The following is a 19997-nucleotide window of genomic DNA, read 5'->3' on the forward strand; positions in this document are numbered from 1 at the left end:
GTCTAAAGGGGCAGCAAATACTTTGCAGGTTAACGCCACGCGTTCCCGCGCAGCCCGGCAACCCACAACTTCTTTGCCCGGCTACCGTGGATCGCATGCGAGCCATTGAGATCACGGAGCCGGGCGGACCAGAGGTCCTGGAATGGCACGAGGTGCCCGATCCGCCCGTCGGACGCGGCGACGTGCTCATCGACGTGGTGGCCTCGGCGGTGAACCGCGCCGACGTCCACCAGCGGAGGGGCTTCTACGACCCGCCGCCCGGCGCGCCCCTGTACCCCGGGCTGGAGGTGTCGGGCGTGGTGGCCGCGGTGGGGGCGGACGTCGAGCAGTTCAAGGCCGGCGACGAGGTGTGCGCGCTGCTGGCCGGCGGCGGTTACGCCGAGCGCGTGGCGGTGCCCTGGCAGCAGGTCATGCCGGCGCCGCGGGGCGTGCCGCTGGCGGAGGCGGCGGGGCTGCCCGAGGTGGCGTGCACGGTGTGGTCGAACGTGTTCATGGTCGGCCGGCTGCGGCGCGGCGAGACGCTGCTGGTGCACGGCGGGGCCAGCGGCATCGGCACGTTCGCGGTGCAGCTCGCCAAGGCGCTCGGCTCACGGGTGGCGGCCACGGTCGGGTCCGCGGCGAAGGCCGAGCAGGTCAGGAAGCTGGGCGCGGACGAGGTCGTCAACTACCGCGAGGAGGACTTCGCCGACCGGGTGGAGGCCGACGTCATCCTCGACATCATGGGCGCCGAATACCTGGCGGCCAACGTGCGGGCGCTGCGCACCGGCGGCCGGCTGGTGATCATCGGCCTGCAGGGCGGCGGAAGGGCCGAGCTCGACCTGGGCGCGCTGCTGACCAAGCGGGCCTCCGTCCACGGCACCACGTTGCGCGCCCGTCCGGTGGATGAGAAGGGCGTCATTGTCCGGAGCGTCGTGGACAACGTCTGGCCCCTGGTGGAGGCGGGTGCCGTGCGTCCGGTGGTGCACGCGCGGGTGCCCATGGCGGAGGCGGCCGATGCACACCGAATGTTGGATTCGGGAGAGCACGTCGGCAAGATCCTGCTAGTACGGTGAGTGTTATGAATGCTGAGGACAACAACACCCCTCACATCGTGGTGGTGGGCCCCGACTTCCAAGGTCAGGGCGATAGCGGTGATGAAGAGCGCTCGGTCACCAACCTGGTCGAGCAGCCCGCCAAGGTGATGCGCATCGGCAGCATGATCAGGCAGCTCCTGGAGGAGGTGCGCGCCGCCCCCCTCGACGAGGCCAGCCGCAAGCGCCTGAAGGAGATCCACGAGTCCTCCATCAAGGAGCTTGAGGACGGTTTGGCGCCGGAGCTGGTCGACGAGCTGGAACGGCTGTCGCTCCCGTTCACCGACGACAACGGCACGCCCCCCAGCGAGGCCGAGCTGCGCATCGCGCACGCCCAGCTCGTGGGCTGGTTGGAGGGTTTGTTCCACGGTATCCAGACCACCCTGTTCGCCCAGCAGATGGCGGCCAGGGCCCAGTTGGAGCAGATGCGCAGGGCGCTGCCCGGCGTGCCGGGTGACGAGAGCCACCGGCCGCCGAGCGGGTCGGGCCCCTACCTGTAGAGCCGCTCCAGCACCTGAGCGACGCCGTCCTCGTCGTTGGACGCGGTCACGTGATCGACCGCCGCCAGCACGTCGGGGTGGGCGTTCGCGACGGCGTACGACGTACCTGCCCAGCTCAGCATGGGCAGGTCGTTCGGCATGTCGCCGAAGGCGACCACCTCGGCCGGCTTGATCTCGCGCCGCCCGGCGAGCGTGGCCAGCGCGGTCGCCTTCGTCACGCCCTGGGCGCTCATCTCGACCAGGCCGCCGTGGCTGGAGTGGGTCGCGGTCACCAGGTGGCCCACCAGGTCGTGCACGGTCGCGTGCAGCTCGTCGGCGTCCATCTCGGGATGGAGGGCGAGCAGCTTGGCGCAGGGCCGGGCAGTCAGTGCGTCACGGTCAATCCGGACAACTCCGACACCCTTGCGATCCAGGCCACCGAGCCGGAAATCGGACTCGTGCGCAAAACCGCCTTCATACTCGACCGAAAATACGAGATCGGACACGTTCGCTCGTAGCTGAGCGACGACTTCCCCGAGTACGGGGGCGTCGATGAGGTGAGATTCCACTATCCGTTCGGTATGGAGATCGTAGATCAGTGCACCGTTGGCGCATACGGCCAGGCCACGGTGCCGTACGGCGTCCGCGACCTCCCTCATCCACCGGGGCGGCCGTCCGGTCACGAAGACGAGCGCGGCCCCGGATTCCTCGACTTTCGCGAAGGCCGCAGCCGTCCGGGGAGACACGGTTCCGTCGGCGCGCAGGGCGGTGCCGTCGAGGTCGGTGGCCACTAGGCGCGGCGGTGCAAGGCTCTGCATAACAGGTTCCAGTTTGCCCGGTGATGCCGCCTGACAGAAATCTTCGTAGGGACGGGAACACCAACGCGCCAGAATGGTGTTAGATGTGATGGCGTTGTATTAGCTGTTCCCGTAGTGAAAACCAGCATGACTTTGTCTGAGCCACCCCGGGTGCCTGCTGTACGACACACCGGGATCCACGAGGTGTGGGTCCCATAGATTCACATCCTGAGGGAGAGCTTTTATGGCTCAGGGAACCGTCAAGTGGTTCAACGCTGAGAAGGGCTTCGGCTTCATCGCCCCGGACGGCGGTGCGCCGGACGTGTTCGTGCACTTCTCCGAGATCGTCGGCAACGGCTACCGCAGCCTTGAAGACGGCCAGCGGGTCGAGTTCGAGATCACGCAGGGACAGAAGGGGCCGCAGGCCTCCCAGGTCCGTGCCCTCTGACCTGTAGTTCGTAGTTCGCAACTAAGGCCGGGGTCCGCATTCCAGCGGACTCCGGTCTTTTTGCTTCTCGCCCCGGCACTTCGCCTGCCCCTTCGGCAGGGCCTGAGGACGCCGTTGCGGCCCTGACATGCGCTGGGCGGCCCCTCCCCATGTCCGGACATGTACTCGCGCGTCAGGGGCCGTCTGAAGCGCGACGGGAAGTTCCGTCCACAGGTGGAGGTCGTCCTGTGGACAAAGGGGAGTTTCACAAATCAGTCACGGCCTCGGGCGCGGCCCAACTTCCCGCCGTCTCCCGCCATCCACCCGTATATGAGGTACGCGTGGTTATGTCACCCCGTGACCATCACCGGGGTCATCCTGCTCCTGCTCAACGACCACCTCTTCAAGCCGCTCTGGCCCGGCCTCCTCACCGGCAAGCTCAGTGATGTGGCCGGACTCGTGGTCGCCCCCGCCCTGATGGCACTGCTCCTCGGGCGCCGCGCCGACCTGGCGGCCACCGTCCTGACCGGTCTGCTGTTCACGTTCATGAAGACCACGGAGACGGGCGCCGAGCTCGCCTCCCAGGGCTGGAGCCTCGTGGCCGGGCCCTCGCGCGTCCTGGCCGACCCCACGGACCTGATCGCCCTGCCCGCCCTCGCCCTGGCCTGGTGGGTACGGCTGCGCAGCGCCGACACCGACTCCCCGCGCCGGCGGATCATGGTCACCGTGCCGCTGGCCGTCCTGGCCGTGACCGCCACGGCCGGGCCCGTCCCGGCGTCGGCGGCCATGTCCGTCGACGTGACCGAATCGGGCAAGATCGTCGTCGGGACGACCGGCACGGAACAGAGCTCCCGCCTCTCCGACGACGGCGGCACGACCTGGACCGACGGAACCGTCCGCGCCTCGGCCCGGACGTCGATCAGCGCCCAGTGCGTGCCCGGCCAGGCGACCCGCTGCTACCGCGTCCGCCAGAACCACCTCGGCGTGGACCAGTCGGACGACGGCGGCCGCACCTGGCGGCCCTCCTGGCAACCCTCCCCCGACGCCCGCCTCCGGCTGACCAGGAAGTACGGCGCGGACGAGAACATGCTCATGTCCTACGACCTGGCGGTCCAGGCCAGGCCAGGAGGGCACGTCGTGGTCGTCGCCAACGGCGTGGACGGCATCCTGGTCAGGGACGTCTCAGGCGTCTGGCGGCGCCTCGGCTGGTCCTACACGCTCGACGCCGTACAGGCCGACGAGGTGGACCTCAGCCCCGAGCGGAACGTCGCGCTCTTCCTGGCGGCGTGCATGCTGCTGGGCGGCGTCGGCGCCAGGATGCGCAGGTATCAGGGGGTGTTCGCGGCATCAGGGGCGATCGGGGCGCTGGCCATGTTCGTCGCGCTGGACAGCGGGACGGACGAGACGGTGTTCGTCAACCTCACCGCCGTGTTCAGCTGGGCGGTGGCGCTGGCGGCCGGGCTGGCGTGCCTCGTGCTGGCCTGGGACGGGAAGCCGCATCCGGTGAGCGCGCTGACCGGCGTCGTGGCCGCGCCGCTGGTCTACGCGGCCGTCTACCTGCCCTTCCACGGCTGGGCAGGCGGCACGCCCGAGACCCACGGGGCCGCCGTCACGCTCGCGGCCCTGCTGACCGGCCTGATCGTGATCGCGGGCGTCGCCGTCATCGCGATCGACGCCCGCCGCCACTCCTACTTGGACGGCTCCAGCACGTCGAGCCCCACGTAGGGACGCAGCGCCTTGGGAACCACCACCGAGCCGTCGGCCTGCTGGTGGTTCTCCAGGATCGCCACGATCCACCGGGTGGTGGCCAGCGTGCCGTTGAGCGTGGCCAGATGCTGCGGCTTGCCGTCTTTGTCGCGATAACGGACGGCGAGCCTGCGCGACTGGAACTCGGTGCAGTTGGAGGTCGAGGTCAGCTCGCGGTAGCGGCCCTGGGTCGGGATCCACGCCTCGCAGTCGAACTTGCGCGCCGCCGACATGCCGAGATCGCCCGCCGCCGTGTCGATGATCCGGTAGGGGACCTCGATCTTGGCCAGCATCTCCTTCTCCCAGGCCAGCAGCCGCTGGTGCTCCTCGTGCGCCTCCTCGGGACGGACGTAGGAGAACATCTCCACCTTGTCGAACTGGTGGACCCTGATGATGCCCCGGGTGTCCTTGCCGTACGAGCCGGCCTCGCGGCGGAAGCACGACGACCAGCCCGCGTAGCGCAGCGGCAGCTCGTCGCCGCTCACGATCTCGTTGGCGTGGTAGCCGGCCAGCGCCACCTCGGAGGTGCCGACGAGGTAGAGGTCGTCCTCCGGCAGGCGGTAGATCTCCTTGTCGTGGGCCACGTGGAAGCCGGTGCCCTGCATGGTCTCCGGCTTGACCAGCACCGGAGTGATCATCGGCGTGAACCCGGCCTCGATCGCCTGCTGCATCGCCATGTTGAGCAGGCCGAGCTGCAGGCGCGCGCCGACGCCCTTGAGGAAGAAGAACCGCGAGCCGGACACCTTGGCGCCGCGCTCCATGTCGATCGCGCCCAGCGCCTCGCCGAGCTCCAGGTGGTCCTTCGGCTCGAAGTCGAACTGGCGCGGCTCCCCGAACGTCTCCAGGACGACATAGTCGTCCTCGCCGCCCGGAGGGGCGCCTTCCTCGACGATGTTCGGCACCGTCTGCATGAGCTGTTCGAGCTCGGCGGCCAGCTTCTCCGCCTCGGCCTCGGCGGCCTTGACCTGGCTCGCGAGGTCCTTGGCCCGCTGGAGCAGCGCGGCCTTCTCCTCGCCCTGCGCCTTGGAGACCGACTTGCCCATGCTCTTTTGCTCAGCGCGCATCGACTCGAACGAGGTCAGCGCGGATCGGTGGCGCTCGTCGAGGTCGAGCAGCGTTGCGACGACGGAGTCGTCCTCACCGCGGGCACGCTGCGACGCCCGTAGCCGGTCGGGATCCTCACGAAGGGTACGCAGGTCAATCACAAGGAAAGGCTACCGGCGCGCGCCCCCACCCCGCCCCCGGATTCCCCGGCACACTACTCGGGGCACGCCCGCGGCCCCTCGAAGGCGGCGACGGCCACCCGCAGGCAGCGCGACCTCGTGGGCCTACCCGGGAACGGTCGGGCCCGCGTCAACGCCCTGGGGTGTCAGAGCCGGCCGGATCTGACGCGGGCCAGCCAGTCGGCGGCCTCGGCGAACTGGGTGTCGGCCGTGCCTCTCTTGATCTGCGGCGCGACCCCGTCGGCGCGGGGGTAGCTGCCGAGGAAGCGCACCTCGCCGCAGATGCGGTGGAGCCCGGCGACGGCCTCGCCCACCCGCGCGTCGGCGATGTGCCCCTCGAAGTCGAAGTGGAAGAAATAGCGCCCGATGCCGTCGCCCGTCGGCCGGGACTCGATGCGGGTCAGGTTGACCCCGCGCACGGAGAACTCGGTCAGCATCTCCAGCAGCGCGCCCGGGTGGTCGTCGGCCAGGAAGACGACCAGCGTGGTGCGGTCGGAGCCGGTCGCCTCCGGCAGCGGCCCGGGACGGCTCACCTTGACGAACCTGGTCACCGTGTCGGACCGGTCGCCGATGTCGCCGGCCAGCGCGACCAGCCCGTAGTGCTCGCCGGCGATGCGCGCGGCGATGGCCGCGTCGTACGGCGAGCCGGGCAGCGAGACCTCCTGGGCCGCGGCCGCCGTGGACGGCGCGGCGACCACCACGGCGTCGGGCAGCTCGCGGGCGATGAAGGCGCGGCACTGCGTGATGGCCGCGGGATGGGTGTAGACCCGCTTGATGTGCGCGATCTCGGTGCCGGGCCTGGCCAGCAGCGAGAACTGGACCGGCAGCAGCAGTTCGGCCGTGATCACCAGCGGCTCGCCCCAGGCGAACTCGTCGAGCGTCGTGGTGATCGCGCCCTCGATGGAGTTCTCCAGCGGCACGACGGCGCCGTCGGCGTCACCGGAACGGGCGGCGTTGAGCGCCGCGCTCACCGTGGCGCAGGGCAGGCGCTCGGCGGCGGGGTCAAGGAGCCTCAGGGCCTCTTCGGTGAAGGTCCCTTCCGGTCCGAGATAGGCGAGTCTGGGCATGCATCCAGAGTATCCGCAGGTGGTCGCAGCATGCCGCTCTTTCGCCGACCGCGTACGGCACCCGTACGGGCACTCAGCGTGAACCTTTGAGGACCCGCGGCGGGACCAGCGGCCCCAGCCCGAGCCGGGCCGCCCGCACCGCCTGCTCCTCCTCCGGCGACAGCGGCTGCTGGCCCTTCCCGCCCACCACCGGACGCACGTACGTGCGTGTCTCGCTGGTGCCGTTGATCGAGGTCAGCACGATGCCGTCGCCCAGCCCGTTGATCATGGCCACCGAGAACGAGAGCCTGCCGCTCATCTCGGCGAGCGCGTCGTAGCGGCACACGGCCACGTCCCGGATCGCCTTGAGGTCGCCGGCGCCCTCGCTGGTCTGCCTGGCCACCCTGCGCAGGCAGTCGTCGACGGCGGCCCTGGCCTGCCTGAGGCCCATGTAGCCGATGAACACGCCACTCACCCCGGCCACCAGGCCCACGACTACCCAAGCGGTAACGAGCACGCCACAGAGGGTAATACTTCGGTCAAGCCAATTGCCGCCGTTTGGGCAACCAGGACGCCAGCAGCCAGACCAGAACCAGCGCCCCCAGCCCGAAACCGTCCTGCACGATCTTGCCGAGCACCAGGCTCACCCCCGGGATGCCGGCGGCGATCAGCGAGACCCCCCACCAGGGCACGGGCACCACGTAGAACAGCCAGACCCCCGCGGCCACCCGCAGCCTGACCGGATCGCGCCCGTCGCCGACGATCGCCCCGAGCACCACGACCACCCAGGCCAGATGGTGGATCCAGGCGACCGGCGAGAGCAGCACCGCCATCAGCGACGTCAGCGCCACCGCCGTCAGCTCGTCCTTCGCCTGGTACGCCGCCCGCGCAGCCCGGAACCCGTACCAGGCCACGGCCGCCACGATCACGGCCCAGATCGCGAACGTCAGCGACTCCGGCATGTACAGCCGCAGCAACATGCCCCGGATCGACTGGTTCGTCGTGGCGGTGTTCGCCCCCAGCCGCTCCGGATCGAGCAGCGCCGAGAACCAGAAGGCGGACGCGTCCTGCGGGATCACCACGAACGGCAGCACCGTCAGCACGGCCGCCACGAACGCCGCCATGAAGAACGTCCGCCACTGCCTGGTGACCAGGAAGTAGATCAGGAAGACGCCGGGGGTCAGCTTGACGGCCGTGGCCAGCCCGACCAGGAACCCCCGGGGCAGCCAGGGCCGCCGCGCCAGGCAGTCCACCAGGCACAGGGCCACCAGCAGGATGTCCACCTGCCCGAACCGCACCTGGTCCCGGATCGGCATCAGGTACGTGCAGGCCACCATGAGCAGCCCGAACACCCACGGCACGTAGGCCCGCAGCGCCTGGCGGAAGGCGAACCAGACGGTGACGGCCAGCGCCGCGAAGATGCCGGCCGTCCACACCCATTGGGCGGTGCCCCAGGACATCTCGGCCAGCGTCACGGCCAGCATCGCCGCGATGGGCGGATAGGTGAACGGCAGCAGCTGCGGCGCCGGGGTGAAGAAGTCGTACACCGGACGGCCGTCGAGCAGCATCTGGCCGCCGGTACGGTAGACGTCGAGGTCGACGAGCCGCTGGTCGTCCGGGTTGGTCAGCCACGTGTGCACAAGAGGCGCGGCCGCCGCCGCGACGACGAGCGCCACCACCACCCACGCCCACCACTGCCGCCGGATCACTCGCACCTCGCCTCTTGTCACGATGTGGCACGTTACCGTGGCTGTTGATCGAGGGCGCAGACACTGGGGGTTCCGTACATGCATCACGCCACGCCGGGGGGCGAGCACCAAGCGCGTCGCGCACGCCCCGCGGCCCCGAGCGCCCATGCCAAGCCCCTGCGGCACCTCGCCAAGCTCCTGCGGCACCTCGGTACAGCGGCGCCTCGGGCGCGCCGCCATCTCGTCACGGTCCTCCTCGGCCTCCTGCTCGCCGCCCTCCTCCTCCCCGGCACGGCCGTCGCCGTTTCCCGGAGCGGCAGCACAGCCGCGGGTTACGGCGCCTCGGGTGACGGCGTCTCCGGACAAAGCAGGCAAGGCGGGCAAGGCGGGCCGGCGGGGCGGCGGGTCGTGGTGGTCGGCGTTCCCGGTCTCCAGTGGAGTGACTTCAGCGAGTCGGGCACGCCCACCCTGTGGAAGCTCGCCGCCCAGGGCAGCTCGGCGTCACTGTCCACCCGTGCCGTCCCGCCCAAGGACAGTGGCGTCACCTGCCCCATGGCGGGCTGGCTGACCGTCTCCGCCGGCCAGCGCGCCGGCACCCCGGGGCAGGGCTGCCCCGCCGCGACGCCGCCTCAGCCCGCCGGGGAAGGCGCCACCGTCCCCGGGTGGCGGGAGCTGGTGGCCTTCCAGGCCGACACCGGCTACGCGGCGCAGATCGGCACGCTCGGCCAGTTGGTGACGGACGGCGGGGGCAAGGTGGCGGCGATCGGCCCCGGCGCCGCCCTCGCCGCCGCCGACAAGACCGGAAAAATCACTAAATACGCCCCCACCCTCGACGCCCTGACCGTCCTGACCCCCTACAACCTGATCGTCTTCGAAGCCGCCGACCTCACCACCGCCTGGGCCCGCGGCCCCCTCGGCGATCACGCAATCCCGGTCTCCCTCCCGGCCGCCGACCGTCGAGCCGCCGCGACCAAGGCGGACCAGCAGATCGCCGCCCTGCTCGGCAAGGTGCCCCCGAACACCACCGTCCTGCTCGCCGGCATCTCCGACCTCAGCCCGAACGCCCACCTCCACGCGGCCCTGGCCACGGGACCGTCCCCGAGCGGGCAGCCATACCCGCAGGGGGGCTACCTCACCGCCTCCTCCACCCGCCAGGACGGCCTGGTCACCATCACCGACCTCACCGCCACCGTCGTCCAGCTCCTGGGCCTGACGGCCCCCCGCGACGTGGTCGGCCGCGCCTGGCAGCCCGACGGCAACGCCCCCGCGCCGGCCGCCGCCGCGGTGACCCGCCTCGCCGACGGCGACCTGGCCAGCCAGGTGCTCCGGGAGGTACGCGGGCCGTTCTTCACCGTCCTGGTGAGCGTCCAGCTGCTCTTCTACGCCCTGGCCGCCCTGGCGCTGCGCCGCCGCCGCTCCTCCCGCGTCCGGCAGGCCGCACCCGCGTCCGACGTCGGCTCGTCCGCCGCCGCCGACCGCACGCCTCCGGCGACCGCCGCCGTGACGGGCGCTCCCGAGGCCGACGGCCGCCCCGCCCCGGCTGCGGGCGGCGACCCGGCCGGCGCCTCGAAACTGCTGGCCGCCATCCAGGTGGTGGCGACCGTCAGCGGCGCCATCGCCGTCTCGACGTTCCTGGCCCAGCTCGTGCCGTGGTGGAGCCTGCCGATGCCGATGGTCTCGGTGATCGTGACGATCCTGGCCATCGCCGCCCTGATCACCGGTCTCGCGTTCGCCGGCCCGTGGCGTGCGCACGTGCTGGGACCGCTCACCGTGGTCGCGGCCGTCACCTCGCTCGCCCTCCTCATCGACGTGATGACCGGCTCGGCCCTCCAGGTGAACGCCGTGACCGGCTACGAACCCGTCACCGGCGGACGTTTCTACGGCTTCAGCAACATCGCCTTCGCCGTCTACGCGACCGGCACGGTTCTCGGCCTGGCCGGGGTGGCGCATTGGCTGCTCGGCAGAGGCGTCTCCAGGACGGTGGTCGTGGCGCTGTGCGCCCTGTACGGCGCCTTCGCCGTCTTCGCGGACGGTTCGCCCTCGTGGGGCGCGGACTTCGGCGGTGTGCCGGCGTTCGTCATCGGGGTGGCGGTCTTCCTCATCCTGCTGTCCGGCAGGCGGGTGTCGGTGGTGAAACTCCTGCTCGTGGGGGTGGGCGCGGTCGCGCTGATCGCCGCCATCTCGGTCTTCGACTGGATGCGCCCGGCCGACAGGCGCACGCACCTCGGCGCGTTCGTGCAGCAGATCATCGACGGCCAGGCGTGGACCGTCGTCGGACGCAAGTTCGGGGCCATGATCGGCGTGACCGTGGGCAACTGGCCGCTGACCCTGCTCTCGCTGGTCGCGCTGGCGTTCCTGTTCCTGGTGCTGGCCCGCCCGTCGCACTGGGGCGCCTCGGCGCTGGGTCAGGCGTACACGCTGGCCCCGCCGCTCAGGGCCGGCCTGTTCGGGACGCTCACCTGCGCCTTCATCGGCTTCCTGATGAACGACTCGGGCATCGCCATCCCGGCCATGGCGCTCACGGTGGCGGTGCCGCTGACGCTCGCGGCCTGCGTACGGGCCCTCCAGCTCGCCACGCCCACACCACCAGCAGAACGGTCAACGCCAGCAGCGCCCACCCGATCTGAGGCCTGAGCACGCCGCTGAGCCATTCGACGCCCGGCGGCTGCCCGTCGACCCGGGCGGGCAGGTAGGCCAGGGACAGGACCAGCAGGTGGGCGACCATGAACCCGTCGACGGCCGAGGCGCCCACCAGGGCGAGCATGCCGAACGCCAGCCCGTCGTACCAGGGCAGGATGTACGGCGTGGCGAACAGGTAGGCCACGACGAGCGCCGCCGCCACGACCGGCGCCTCCAGCCCTGCGGAGGCCCCCGGCCCCTGGAGAGCGGCGGACCGCCGGGACGCCAGCCGGAGCAACGACCAGGCGACGAGCGCGAGCACTGCCAGCGCGCCGACCTGGATCTCGCCCCGGTACGCCCGCCCCGGGCCGACCAGGGCCCAGAGCCACCCCTGAACCAGCTTCCAGAACGAGGCGTGCGAGATCGCCTTGCTGGTGGTCGTCACCGGCGTGATCGCCTCGGGCCCGACGACCGCGTAGCCGACGACCACCACGGCCAGCGCGGCGGCCGCCATGACGGCGAGCCGCCCCGGACGGCGGCGCAGCTCCCACGCGGGGCCCAGCGCCACCAGCCCCGCGTTGAGCTTCGTCGCCACCCCGAGCCCGAGCAGCACCCCCGACGCGACCGGACGTGCCCTGGCCAGCAGCGCGGCCACCATGCAGGCGATGGCCAGGGTGTCGGCGTGCATGCCCGCGACCAGGTGGTAGAGCAGCAGCGGATTGACCGCCCACAGCAGGGCGGCGCGCAGCCGCCGGGCCGGGTCGTCCCTGGTGAAGCGGTCGATGAGCAGGGCCGTGACGACGAAGGCGGCGGCGTTGAACACCGCCAGCACGAAGATGGTCAACCGGAGCGAGTCGCCCCCGATCCAGCTCGCCAGCGCCTGGAGAGCGGTGGCGACGGGCCCGTAGACGCTGGGTTCCTCGCGCCACGGCCGCTCGACCGCGTCGGCGATGGGATCGCCCGGCAGGTCGACGGCGCCGTGCGTGTAGGGGTTCAGCCCCAGCGTGACCATCCGGCCGTACACGGCGTAGTTGAGATGGTCGCCGGAGCCCGAGGGAGGCAGGAACGCGAGCACCCCCGCGGCGAGACAGCCGAGCAGCACCAGCGGCCGAGCACGCAGCCCGGGACGCGCCCCGGCGGCCAGCGCCGCCAGCAGCCCGACCCCGCCGATGACCAGAGCCGCGGCGGCCAGGAGGAGCACCGCATAAGGATCAGGACGGGCAGCCAGCCAGTACGGCGGCTGCCACCCCGGCCCGCCCAGCGCGGGAACCATGGGAGAGGGCCCGAGCAACCCGATCGTGATCGTCAGGAGCACCGAGACCGCGATCATCACCAGCCCGGGAACCGCGAGCCGCGCTCGAGCGGCGTCGACGAACCGCCCCTGTCGAGGAGTCGCCGCCCGCCCACCGGCCGCGGAGGCCCGCGCGAACACCGGCCGCCCACCCCACGGGAGAACCCCGCCCGCCGAGAAGCGGCGCCGGTCGGCGGCGGACCACGGAAGCCGCAGCGATACCACCCACAAGGGTGGGGCTTGTGCCTGTTTGCGGCGTCTCTCCGAAGTCACCCGCAAATTCCAGCACACTCCTCACGGCCGCAGCCCCAGATCATCCACGCCTGTGGACAACCCGGAGGCCGACCTCACCGCTTGGGGAGAAGTTTGCCGAGATTTTCGACGACCACCGGCTCCCGGCTCGCCAGAGCCAGAGCGACGTCCCGCAACTGCCGGGCGCGGTGCAACTGGGCCCGCCAGTCGTTGCCGGTGGCCCGGTGGGACATCTCCACCTCGACCTCGACGACCCTGAACCCCTTGCGCAGCAGGTCGATCGTGAGCGCCGTCTCCACGCCGAACCCGTGCGCCAGCGGCCGGGCGGCCTCGAAGGCGGCTCTGGTCAGGCAACGCTGGCCGTTGAGCGGCTGGGCGGCCTCGAAGCCGGTGGCGCGGCGGATGCCGTCCTTGGACACGCGCACGACTAACCCATGGCCGCCGAGCTTCACCCGCGTGCCGAACAGCGCGATCGTCATGTCGGCCTTGCCCTCGCGCACGGGCTCCACCAGCGGCGCCGCGGCGCTGGCCGTGTCACCCAGGTCGGCGTCGAGGAAGAGCAGGTGGCGAGGGGTACGGCCGTCGTCGAGGAGGCGTACGGCCTCCGCGCCCGTCTCCATGGCCGCGGCCTTGCCGCGGTTGCGGCTGTGGCGGACCACCCGCGCGCCCGCCGCCCGCGCCACCTTGCCGGTGCGGTCCGTCGAGCCGTCGTCGACGACCACGACGAGATCGACGCCCGGCAGGCCGGCCGCCGCCGCGACGGTGGCGGCGATGCGGTCGCCCTCGTTCACCGCGGGAATGACGACAGCCGTGTCAGCCTGCGTCATGATCCCTCGGTGATGAGGAACTCCTGCGGCAGCTCGTCATGCACGGTGAACACCGAGACGAGCCCCGTCACCTGCAGGATCTTGCGGACGGCCGGACGCGGCGCGGCCACCTCCAGCACACCTCCCCGCTCTTTCATGCGCTTGAGCGCCGAGAGCAGCACGTTCATCCCCGTGGAGTCGCAGAAATCCACGGCGGACATGTCGATGACCACCCGGCTGGGCTCGTCCTGCAGCAGCCGAGTGAACTCGGCCTGCAGGTGAGGCGCCGTATAGAGGTCGATTTCTCCGGTGATGGCAACGAGTGCGCACCCGGCATGTGATCGAGTCGAGACCTTGAGCTCCACATGGGCAGGCTAGCGGCGCGGAGGCTTCCGGTCACGTTGTCACGCCGAGAGGGGAACGACAGGTTTTTGTCCTCCGTTTGGGCTCCATCAAAACGGAGAGTACGCGAAGCTTGACAGCGTGACACCGGAACCGGCAACGCTTCACGGAGAAGGAGGGGCTGTGGCCCGCCCCATGGGCCTCGTATCGATGAATGCAGAGAAACCTGAAGATCCACAGCGTCAGGGGCTCCGGGAACGTCTGGAGACCATCCTCATCCGCACAGAAAAGGCCACGTCATGGCATGACGAAGCAGCGCGCCTGCGCGGTCTGCTGAACCACGAGGGCTACGTCCCGATCCGCACCAGGCTGGCGAGCGAAGACCTCGACTTCCTGGCCGGCTCCCGCGCCGACCTGCTCAGGTTCGCCGAGCTCGGGCTGCGGCTGCTCGACCTGCACCAGCCGCGCGACGCGGGTGGCATCACGAGCGACACCGCCAACCCGATCCTGCGGTGCCGGAGCTGCATGTGGCGCTGGCCCTGCCCGACGTTCCGGGCGATGTCGGAGTCGTTCGGGCAACGCGACACCGCGCTCCCCGAACCCGCCTGACCCGGGCGACCCACGTTCGAGGAAGCGAGATCACAGCGGAAGATCGAGGCAGGACACCATGCGGGAACGTCAACTTCCGGACACCAGGGGCAACCGGATCTCGAACCGGCACCCCGGTCCTTCGTTGACCACCCCGATCATCCCATCATGCGCCTCGACGATCCCTTGGGCGATCGCCAGCCCGAGCCCGGCGCCGCCGTCGGCGGTGGGCGTACGCGCGGCCTCCCCCCGGAACGCCACCTCGAACACCCGAGGCAGATCCTCCTCGGGAATCCCCCCGCAACCGTCGGCCACCGAGAGGCAGGCCATCCCCTGCTCGTCCACCCCGACCCGCAGCACCACGGCCCGTTCCGACGGCGTGTGCCGGATGGCGTTGACGACCAGGTTCCGCAGGGCCCGGCCCAGCGCCGCCGCGTCGGCCTCCACGGGCACGGCCCCCGCCGCCTCCGCCGTGAGCACCACCCCCTTGGCCCTGGCCAGCGGCTCGACCCCGGCCAGCGTGTCCGCGACGAGGTCGGCGAGCCCGATCCTGGCCCGCGAGAGCCGCAACGCGCCCGCGTGGATGCGCGACAGCTCGAACAGGTCGTCCACCATGGCCGAGAGCCGTTCGACCTCCAGCTTGATCTGGCCGTGGTAGCGCGCGACCGTCTCGTGGTCGGCCACCACCCCGTCCTCCAGGGCCTCGGCCATGGCCCGCAGGCCGGCGAGCGGTGTGCGCAGGTCGTGGCTCACCCAGGCGACCAGTTCCCGGCGCGCGCCTTCGAGCGCGCGTTCCCGCGCGTACGCCTCCTCAAGGGTGCTCGCGATCTCCTGGAGCTCGGCCGGCAACCCCTGCGGCGCCCTGAACGGCACGTCGCGCACGGCCGCCACCAGCCGCCTGCTCTCCCCCACCACCCGCCTGGCCAGCACGAACGCGACCCCGAGCCCCACCAGCCCGCCCACCGCGACCACGCTGAGCACGAAGTCCTTGACCGCCCCCTCGATGATCATTTTCATGGTGATCGCGACCACGCCCGCCAGCGTCGCCGCCACGGCGACCACCACCACGACGGCCAGCATCACCCCGATCGACCTGGTCCGCAGCCGTCCCATGGCCCATACGCCGGCGGCGGCGACCAGCAGCCCCAGCCCCGCCGAGACGGCCACGACCATGGGCAGCTCGCTCACCGACACCATGGCCGGCGGGCACGTCCCGCCCAGGCAGGGCTCGGGAGGCGTCACCCCGCGCTCTCCAGCGGCTCGTACCGGTAGCCGACACCCCAGACCGTGACGATCCGCCGCGGCTCGGTCGGGTCCGCCTCGACCTTCTCCCGCAACCGCCGCACGTGCACGGTCACGGTCGAGGAGTCGCCGAACGACCACCCCCACACCTGGTCGAGCAGCGCCGACCGGCTGAACGCCTGGCGCGGGTTGCGCATGAGGTAGGCCAGCAGGTCGAACTCCCTGGCCGTCAGCAGCACCTGCGCGCCGCCGAGCCGCACCTCGTGGGCGCCGACGTCCACGACGAGGTCGCCGTCGCGCAGCACGCCGGTGCCGGCCGTGACGGACGCCCCCCGCGCCCGGCGCAGCACCGACTGCACGCGCAACGCCAGCTCCCGGGGGCTGAACGGCTTCGTCACGTAGTCGTCGGCCCCGGTCTCCAGGCCCACCACCCGGTCGATCTCCTCGCCGAGCGCGGTCAGCATGATCACCGGGACCGGCCACCGCTCCCTGAGCTTCCTGCACACCTGGAGCCCGTCGATCCTGGGCAGCATCAGGTCGAGCACCATGAGGTCGGGCGGGTCGGCCAGGGCCCTGCGCAGCGCCTCGGCGCCGTCGCCCACGCACTCCACCTCGTGCCCGTCGCGCTCCAGATAGCGCGCCACGACCTCGGACACGGTCGGATCGTCGTCGACCACCAGGATGCGGGTGTTCACCGTCTCACCGTACGGCCGGGCCCACGTGGCGGACATGGTGGCGGACGTGGACGTCACAGGTTCGTAAGCCTCGCGGATCATGCTCGGAGGACGTACGGTGGCCTCATGAGTAGAGTCGTGATGCTCGTTTTAGGGACCCTTCTCGGTCTCTTCGTGCTGTTCAACTTCCTCCTGCCCCTGCTGGCAGGTCTGTTCAAGCTGGTCCTGATCGTCGGGGTCGTCGCCCTGGTGGTCTTCATCGCGGTCACCGTCGTCGGTAAGTCCCGTTCGTCGCAGTGACCTCGCTTCTGTTCGATCCGTGGCTGGTGGGGATCACCATGATGGCGATCCTCCTGCTGGCCACGTGGGCGGCCACATTGCCGCCCGTCCTCGGCGGTGAGTCTCCCGGCTTCCCGCTGACCTACGCGCGCCGCACGGCCTTCCAGCGGCTGCGCGATCCCGACGCGGCTGGACGCCCGCGTCCACGAGCGCCTTAGGCGAGCCCCGCTTCCGTCAAAGCGGGGCTCATCGTCATGTGTGAGCCCTGATCCGTCGTCATGTCTGAAGGGCTCATGATCGATTCACTTGTCACGTTCGTCATCGGCGTGTCCGGGGGCCATGCCGCCCTCGCCATCGTGCTGTTCACGCTCGCCGTACGCCTGCTTCTGCTGCCGCTCAACGTCCGGCAGGCGCGGGCCGGCCAGGTCCGGCAGCGGCTCGCGCCCAAGCTGCAGGAGCTGCGCGAGCGCCACGGGCGCGATCCGGAGCGGTTGTCCAAGGAACTGACCGCTCTGTACGCCCGGGAGGGCACGTCACCGTTCGCGGGGATCTTGCCGATGCTGGCGCAATTGCCGTTCCTGTGGCTGATGTTCAGGGTGGCCACGCATCCGACGGCACTGGCCGGTCACACTCTGTTCGGGGCACCGCTGGGACAGCAGCTCGCGGGTGTGGTGGCCAATTTCGGTCTGATCAGTTGGCCGGTTTCGGTCTTTGTCGTCGTGATCGCGGGGCTCGTGCTGCTGGCATGGCTGTCGGCACGCTCGATCAAGGTGTCGGAGGAGCAGCCGGACTTGCTGCGCAAGGTCATGCCGCTGATGCCGTACGGCTCCGCGCTGGCCGTGCTCGTGCTCCCCCTGGCGGCCGGCCTGTACCTGCTGGTCTCCACGGCGTGGGCCGTCACCGAACGGGCCGTACTGGCGGCCAGGACCGCCTAACCGGCCTCCTTCAGGGCCGCGACCTGCCCGTTCACCGCCGCCCCGTGGGGTGCGGGCAGAATGGCCCACACCGTCGTCGTGTCACCGTCGTGACGAACCCCCCAGCTCTCAGCCACGTATTCGACGATCCCCAGCCCCCGGCCCCCGAGCGAAGACAGGGTCGGGCGGCCCGCCCGCGGCTCTGTCGCCGCACCCCCGTCGCTGACCGCCACCTCTATGTGATCGTCGCTACGCATCCAGGCGACCCTCACCATGCCTGAAGGCAGCGGATGCGCGTGCCGCAGCGCGTTGCTCAGCAACTCGCTCACCACCAGCACCGCATCGTCGATCGCGGCGGTGTAGACCCCACAGTCCTGCAGGTCAGTGCTCAGACGCTGGCGGGCGACGGCGACGCTGGACGGCGCGTACGGCAGCAGCACCACGCTTGACACACCCACCTCCCCGTTCCCTGTGCCCCCCGCGGGAACACTCCCCGGTACGACCGAAATGCCCCGTTAGCCAATCGCAGAAACCGCATCTCGATCACAGCTTGTACACATTGGACGATAGATCAGCTCAACTGTGACCACCTCGTTACCGCATCGGTGTGTCGGATCGGATAGGGGAAGCGCGCCTCAGGATCAACCGCATCCTCGTACCCCCTCCGGGCCTCGGTTGAGCACTCACTTCTCCCCCCTGTGCCCTGGCCAGACTGCGGACGATGTAGAGGCCGAGCCCCACTCCACCAAAGCGCCTCCGGTCCCCGCTGTCCACCTGGACGAAGCGCTCAAAGATCCGTTCGCGGTCAGGCGGTGCGATTCCGACCCCCTCGTCATCCACCACTACGACCACGCCGTCGTCTTCGGGCCAAGCTTCAACACAGATCAATCCACCCATTGGGGAATATTTAAACGCGTTCTCCAGCAATTGCCCCAAAACGATGTCGGTTGCCAGGGCGTCCCCCAGCACCGGTGGCAAGTCGTCCGGGATGCGCACTTCGACGCGGTGGCGGTCGGACAACACGGGGAGGCCGAGCGTGGCCGCGTGGATGCGGGCCGCGAGATCGAACGCCTCGATGCGGACGGCCAGCTCGTCCGCGCCCGCCCTGGCCCCCAGCAGCAGGTGGTCCATGAGCTGGCCCAGCGATCCGGCCCGCTCGGCGATCGTGTGCACGGCCGACCGGCGTTCCGCGTCGCTCATCTTGTCCCAGCGCGCGTCGAGCGTGCCGGCGAACCCGCGCACGATCGTGATCGGCGTGCGCAGCTCGTGGCTGGTCGTGGCCAGGAAGAGGTCCTTGGCCTCCTCCAGTTCCTTGGCCTGGGTGACGTCGCGGAAGTCGATGACGATCTCGCCGGTCTCCTCGATCCGCGCGCTCACCACGTCCAGCCAGCGGCCGTTCTCCATCTGGAAGGTGAGCTTCTCGCCGGGGCTGGGCAGCGGGAACGGCGGCGGGCCGCCGATCACCGCGTCGGCGGGGAAGGCGGTCAGCTCGGCCGCGGCGGGGTTCCAGCGCACGACCCGGCCGGCGCCGTCCAGCACGGCGATGCCGTCGGCGCTGGCGTCGAACACGGCCCGCTCGTGCGCCCGCTGCCGCACCGCCTCCTGGTAGGCCACCGCGTTGCCGACCGCGATGCCGGCGTGCCCGGCCAGCAGTTCGAGCAGCTCCAGCTCCAGGTGGCCGGGGGCGGGCCCGGCGAACAGCGCGTAGAGGGCGCCGTAGGGGCGGCCACCGACCGCGGCCAGGCCGAGCGCGATCGTGTGCAGCCCGTCGAGGCTGGCCCACACCAGGTCGCCGAGCCCCTGGGACTCCAGCATGACGGTCTTGCCCGTGCGTAAGAGTTTGTCCACCAGGCTCGTCCGCAGGCCGGTGGTGGTGCCCCTGAGCGTCTCCGGCAGCCGGTACGTGCTGACCAGCCGCAGCCGCTCCCCCTCGATCAGCACGAACCCGCCCGCGTCCGCGCCCGTGAGCTCGGTGAGGCTGGCCGAGATGCGGTCGAGCACGGCCGGCAGCTCCAGCTCCGAGTTGATGTCGCCGACCACGTCGGTGAGCCGGCGCACCAGCCTCGCCCGGCGTTCCATGCGCAGCCCGGCGACCTCGTCGGCCCGCGCGGGATGGTGGGCCAGCACGTAGCCGACCACGGAGTTGCCCATGCGCAGGGCGTTGATGTCCACGCGCAGATCGAGCGGCCTGCCGTCCTTGTGGACGCGCTTGGTGCGCAGCGACACCTGCCCCCCGGTGCGTACGCGCTCCAGCACCGCGTTGTGCTCGGCGGCCAGCTCGTCGGGGACGATCGGCGCCCGGCGACCCAGTATCTCGGCCGCCGTCCAGCCGAACAGGTGCTCGGCCGCCGCGTTCCAGACCAGCACGCTCTGGTCGCGGTCGAGCGCCACCACGGCGTTGGGGGACCCGGCGAGCACGGCGCGAGCGATCTCCTCGTCACTCCCGACCCATGCGTATCCCACACCTCCATAGTGCACGTGGCGTGGTGGGTCTGACGGGCGATCCGTCCGATA

Annotated in this window: 21 protein-coding genes; 9 read left to right on the top strand and 12 right to left on the bottom strand. The window is 70.8% G+C overall.

Translation table 11 applies throughout. The annotated features are described in order from the left end of the window. Nucleotides 1-95 precede the first annotated feature (95 nt). Both AB0J71_RS26555 and AB0J71_RS26560 read left to right on the top strand, forming a co-directional pair. The gene (locus AB0J71_RS26555) at nt 96-1052 is read left to right on the top strand and encodes an NAD(P)H-quinone oxidoreductase (protein ID WP_352318234.1); all 957 of its coding nucleotides are present in this window, start codon (nt 96-98) and stop codon (nt 1050-1052) included. Nucleotides 1053-1057: 5 nt separating this feature from the next. Beyond that, on the top strand, nt 1058-1570 hold the full coding sequence (locus AB0J71_RS26560; protein ID WP_364416534.1) for a bacterial proteasome activator family protein: 513 nt from the start codon (nt 1058-1060) through the stop codon (nt 1568-1570). Here the strand turns inward: AB0J71_RS26560 and AB0J71_RS26565 are convergent. Further along, nucleotides 1561-2340: an HAD family hydrolase gene (locus AB0J71_RS26565; RefSeq protein WP_364416536.1), complete on the bottom strand. Its 780-nt coding sequence runs from the start codon at nt 2338-2340 to the stop codon at nt 1561-1563. The two genes, AB0J71_RS26560 and AB0J71_RS26565, sit on opposite strands and share 10 nt — an antisense overlap. A gap of 250 nt (nt 2341-2590) precedes the next feature. On the opposite strand from AB0J71_RS26565, the gene AB0J71_RS26570 reads away from it, so the two are divergent. Together AB0J71_RS26570 and AB0J71_RS26575 are read left to right on the top strand one after the other, a co-directional pair. After that, nucleotides 2591-2794, top strand: a complete 204-nt coding sequence (locus AB0J71_RS26570) for a cold-shock protein (protein ID WP_080043977.1) — start codon at nt 2591-2593, stop codon at nt 2792-2794. A gap of 336 nt (nt 2795-3130) precedes the next feature. Continuing rightward, nucleotides 3131-4498, top strand: coding sequence for a hypothetical protein (locus tag AB0J71_RS26575; protein ID WP_364416538.1), 1368 nt, complete (start codon nt 3131-3133; stop codon nt 4496-4498). On the opposite strand, the gene serS is transcribed toward AB0J71_RS26575, so the two are convergent. The 4 genes from serS to AB0J71_RS26595 all read right to left on the bottom strand — a co-directional run bounded on the left by serS (nt 4462) and on the right by AB0J71_RS26595 (nt 8518). Beyond that, nucleotides 4462-5724 carry a serine--tRNA ligase gene (serS, locus tag AB0J71_RS26580; protein ID WP_352318241.1) on the bottom strand — a complete coding sequence of 421 codons (1263 nt, stop codon included), beginning with the start codon at nt 5722-5724 and terminating at the stop codon, nt 4462-4464. The two genes, AB0J71_RS26575 and serS, sit on opposite strands and share 37 nt — an antisense overlap. 164 nt (nt 5725-5888) lie before the next feature. Continuing rightward, complete coding sequence (gene pheA, locus AB0J71_RS26585; protein WP_352318243.1) at nt 5889-6809, bottom strand: prephenate dehydratase; 921 nt, start codon at nt 6807-6809, stop codon at nt 5889-5891. A 73-nt stretch (nt 6810-6882) separates the two neighbouring features. Beyond that, nucleotides 6883-7305 carry a DUF4446 family protein gene (locus AB0J71_RS26590; protein ID WP_364416540.1) on the bottom strand — a complete coding sequence of 141 codons (423 nt, stop codon included), beginning with the start codon at nt 7303-7305 and terminating at the stop codon, nt 6883-6885. A gap of 22 nt (nt 7306-7327) precedes the next feature. Next, nucleotides 7328-8518: a glycosyltransferase 87 family protein gene (locus tag AB0J71_RS26595; RefSeq protein WP_352318247.1), complete on the bottom strand. Its 1191-nt coding sequence runs from the start codon at nt 8516-8518 to the stop codon at nt 7328-7330. A gap of 366 nt (nt 8519-8884) precedes the next feature. Here AB0J71_RS26595 and AB0J71_RS26600 point away from each other — a divergent pair, with 366 nt between their 5' ends. Further along, complete coding sequence (locus tag AB0J71_RS26600) at nt 8885-11110, top strand: hypothetical protein (RefSeq protein WP_364416542.1); 2226 nt, start codon at nt 8885-8887, stop codon at nt 11108-11110. On the opposite strand, the gene mptB is transcribed toward AB0J71_RS26600, so the two are convergent. The 3 genes from mptB to AB0J71_RS26615 form a co-directional block, all read right to left on the bottom strand. Then, the gene (mptB, locus tag AB0J71_RS26605; protein WP_364416605.1) at nt 10995-12611 is read right to left on the bottom strand and encodes a polyprenol phosphomannose-dependent alpha 1,6 mannosyltransferase MptB; all 1617 of its coding nucleotides are present in this window, start codon (nt 12609-12611) and stop codon (nt 10995-10997) included. The two genes, AB0J71_RS26600 and mptB, sit on opposite strands and share 116 nt — an antisense overlap. Before the next feature lie 122 nt (nt 12612-12733). Beyond that, nucleotides 12734-13465: a glycosyltransferase gene (locus AB0J71_RS26610; protein ID WP_352318252.1), complete on the bottom strand. Its 732-nt coding sequence runs from the start codon at nt 13463-13465 to the stop codon at nt 12734-12736. Beyond that, nucleotides 13462-13809 carry an STAS domain-containing protein gene (locus tag AB0J71_RS26615; RefSeq protein ID WP_352318253.1) on the bottom strand — a complete coding sequence of 116 codons (348 nt, stop codon included), beginning with the start codon at nt 13807-13809 and terminating at the stop codon, nt 13462-13464. Before AB0J71_RS26615 ends, AB0J71_RS26610 begins: the two co-directional genes overlap by 4 nt. A 160-nt stretch (nt 13810-13969) precedes the next feature. Here AB0J71_RS26615 and AB0J71_RS26620 point away from each other — a divergent pair, with 160 nt between their 5' ends. Beyond that, entirely contained in the window at nt 13970-14395 is a 426-nt protein-coding gene (locus AB0J71_RS26620) for a hypothetical protein (RefSeq protein WP_352318255.1), read from the top strand. A 69-nt stretch (nt 14396-14464) separates the two neighbouring features. Here the strand turns inward: AB0J71_RS26620 and AB0J71_RS26625 are convergent, their stop codons facing one another. Together AB0J71_RS26625 and AB0J71_RS26630 are read right to left on the bottom strand one after the other, a co-directional pair. Then, complete coding sequence (locus tag AB0J71_RS26625; protein WP_352318257.1) at nt 14465-15616, bottom strand: HAMP domain-containing sensor histidine kinase; 1152 nt, start codon at nt 15614-15616, stop codon at nt 14465-14467. Then, entirely contained in the window at nt 15613-16311 is a 699-nt protein-coding gene (locus AB0J71_RS26630) for a response regulator transcription factor (RefSeq protein WP_352318259.1), read from the bottom strand. The genes AB0J71_RS26625 and AB0J71_RS26630 overlap by 4 nt, the downstream gene beginning before the upstream one ends. 105 nt (nt 16312-16416) lie before the next feature. On the opposite strand from AB0J71_RS26630, the gene AB0J71_RS26635 reads away from it, so the two are divergent. Genes AB0J71_RS26635 through AB0J71_RS26645 form a run of 3 tightly spaced genes read left to right on the top strand, consistent with a single transcriptional unit; the run spans nt 16417 to nt 17504 of the window. Beyond that, on the top strand, nt 16417-16590 hold the full coding sequence (locus tag AB0J71_RS26635; protein ID WP_352318261.1) for a hypothetical protein: 174 nt from the start codon (nt 16417-16419) through the stop codon (nt 16588-16590). Then, nucleotides 16587-16787, top strand: a complete 201-nt coding sequence (locus AB0J71_RS26640) for a DUF6412 domain-containing protein (RefSeq protein ID WP_352318263.1) — start codon at nt 16587-16589, stop codon at nt 16785-16787. The genes AB0J71_RS26635 and AB0J71_RS26640 overlap by 4 nt, the downstream gene beginning before the upstream one ends. 60 nt (nt 16788-16847) lie before the next feature. Next, the gene (locus tag AB0J71_RS26645) at nt 16848-17504 is read left to right on the top strand and encodes a YidC/Oxa1 family membrane protein insertase (protein ID WP_364416544.1); all 657 of its coding nucleotides are present in this window, start codon (nt 16848-16850) and stop codon (nt 17502-17504) included. On the opposite strand, the gene AB0J71_RS26650 is transcribed toward AB0J71_RS26645, so the two are convergent. Together AB0J71_RS26650 and AB0J71_RS26655 are read right to left on the bottom strand one after the other, a co-directional pair. After that, nucleotides 17501-17926 carry an ATP-binding protein gene (locus AB0J71_RS26650; RefSeq protein ID WP_352318266.1) on the bottom strand — a complete coding sequence of 142 codons (426 nt, stop codon included), beginning with the start codon at nt 17924-17926 and terminating at the stop codon, nt 17501-17503. The genes AB0J71_RS26645 and AB0J71_RS26650 overlap by 4 nt on opposite strands. A gap of 151 nt (nt 17927-18077) precedes the next feature. Then, complete coding sequence (locus AB0J71_RS26655) at nt 18078-19946, bottom strand: PAS domain-containing sensor histidine kinase (RefSeq protein ID WP_352318268.1); 1869 nt, start codon at nt 19944-19946, stop codon at nt 18078-18080. Nucleotides 19947-19997 lie beyond the last annotated feature (51 nt).

Source organism: Nonomuraea sp. NPDC049637 (assembly GCF_040675235.1).
Taxonomy (GTDB): Bacteria; Actinomycetota; Actinomycetes; order Streptosporangiales; family Streptosporangiaceae; genus Nonomuraea.

Bases quoted from the DNA above. Each gene is read 5' to 3' on its own strand.
- AB0J71_RS26555 (WP_352318234.1), top strand. From the start codon at position 96: ATGCGAGCCATTGAGATCACGGAGCCGGGCGGACCAGAGGTCCTGGAA.
- AB0J71_RS26560 (WP_364416534.1), top strand. From the start codon at position 1,058: ATGAATGCTGAGGACAACAACACCCCTCACATCGTGGTGGTGGGCCCC.
- AB0J71_RS26570 (WP_080043977.1), top strand. From the start codon at position 2,591: ATGGCTCAGGGAACCGTCAAGTGGTTCAACGCTGAGAAGGGCTTCGGC.
- pheA (WP_352318243.1), bottom strand. From the start codon at position 6,809: ATGCCCAGACTCGCCTATCTCGGACCGGAAGGGACCTTCACCGAAGAG.
- AB0J71_RS26610 (WP_352318252.1), bottom strand. From the start codon at position 13,465: ATGACGCAGGCTGACACGGCTGTCGTCATTCCCGCGGTGAACGAGGGC.
- AB0J71_RS26635 (WP_352318261.1), top strand. From the start codon at position 16,417: ATGAGTAGAGTCGTGATGCTCGTTTTAGGGACCCTTCTCGGTCTCTTC.
- AB0J71_RS26645 (WP_364416544.1), top strand. From the start codon at position 16,848: ATGTCTGAAGGGCTCATGATCGATTCACTTGTCACGTTCGTCATCGGC.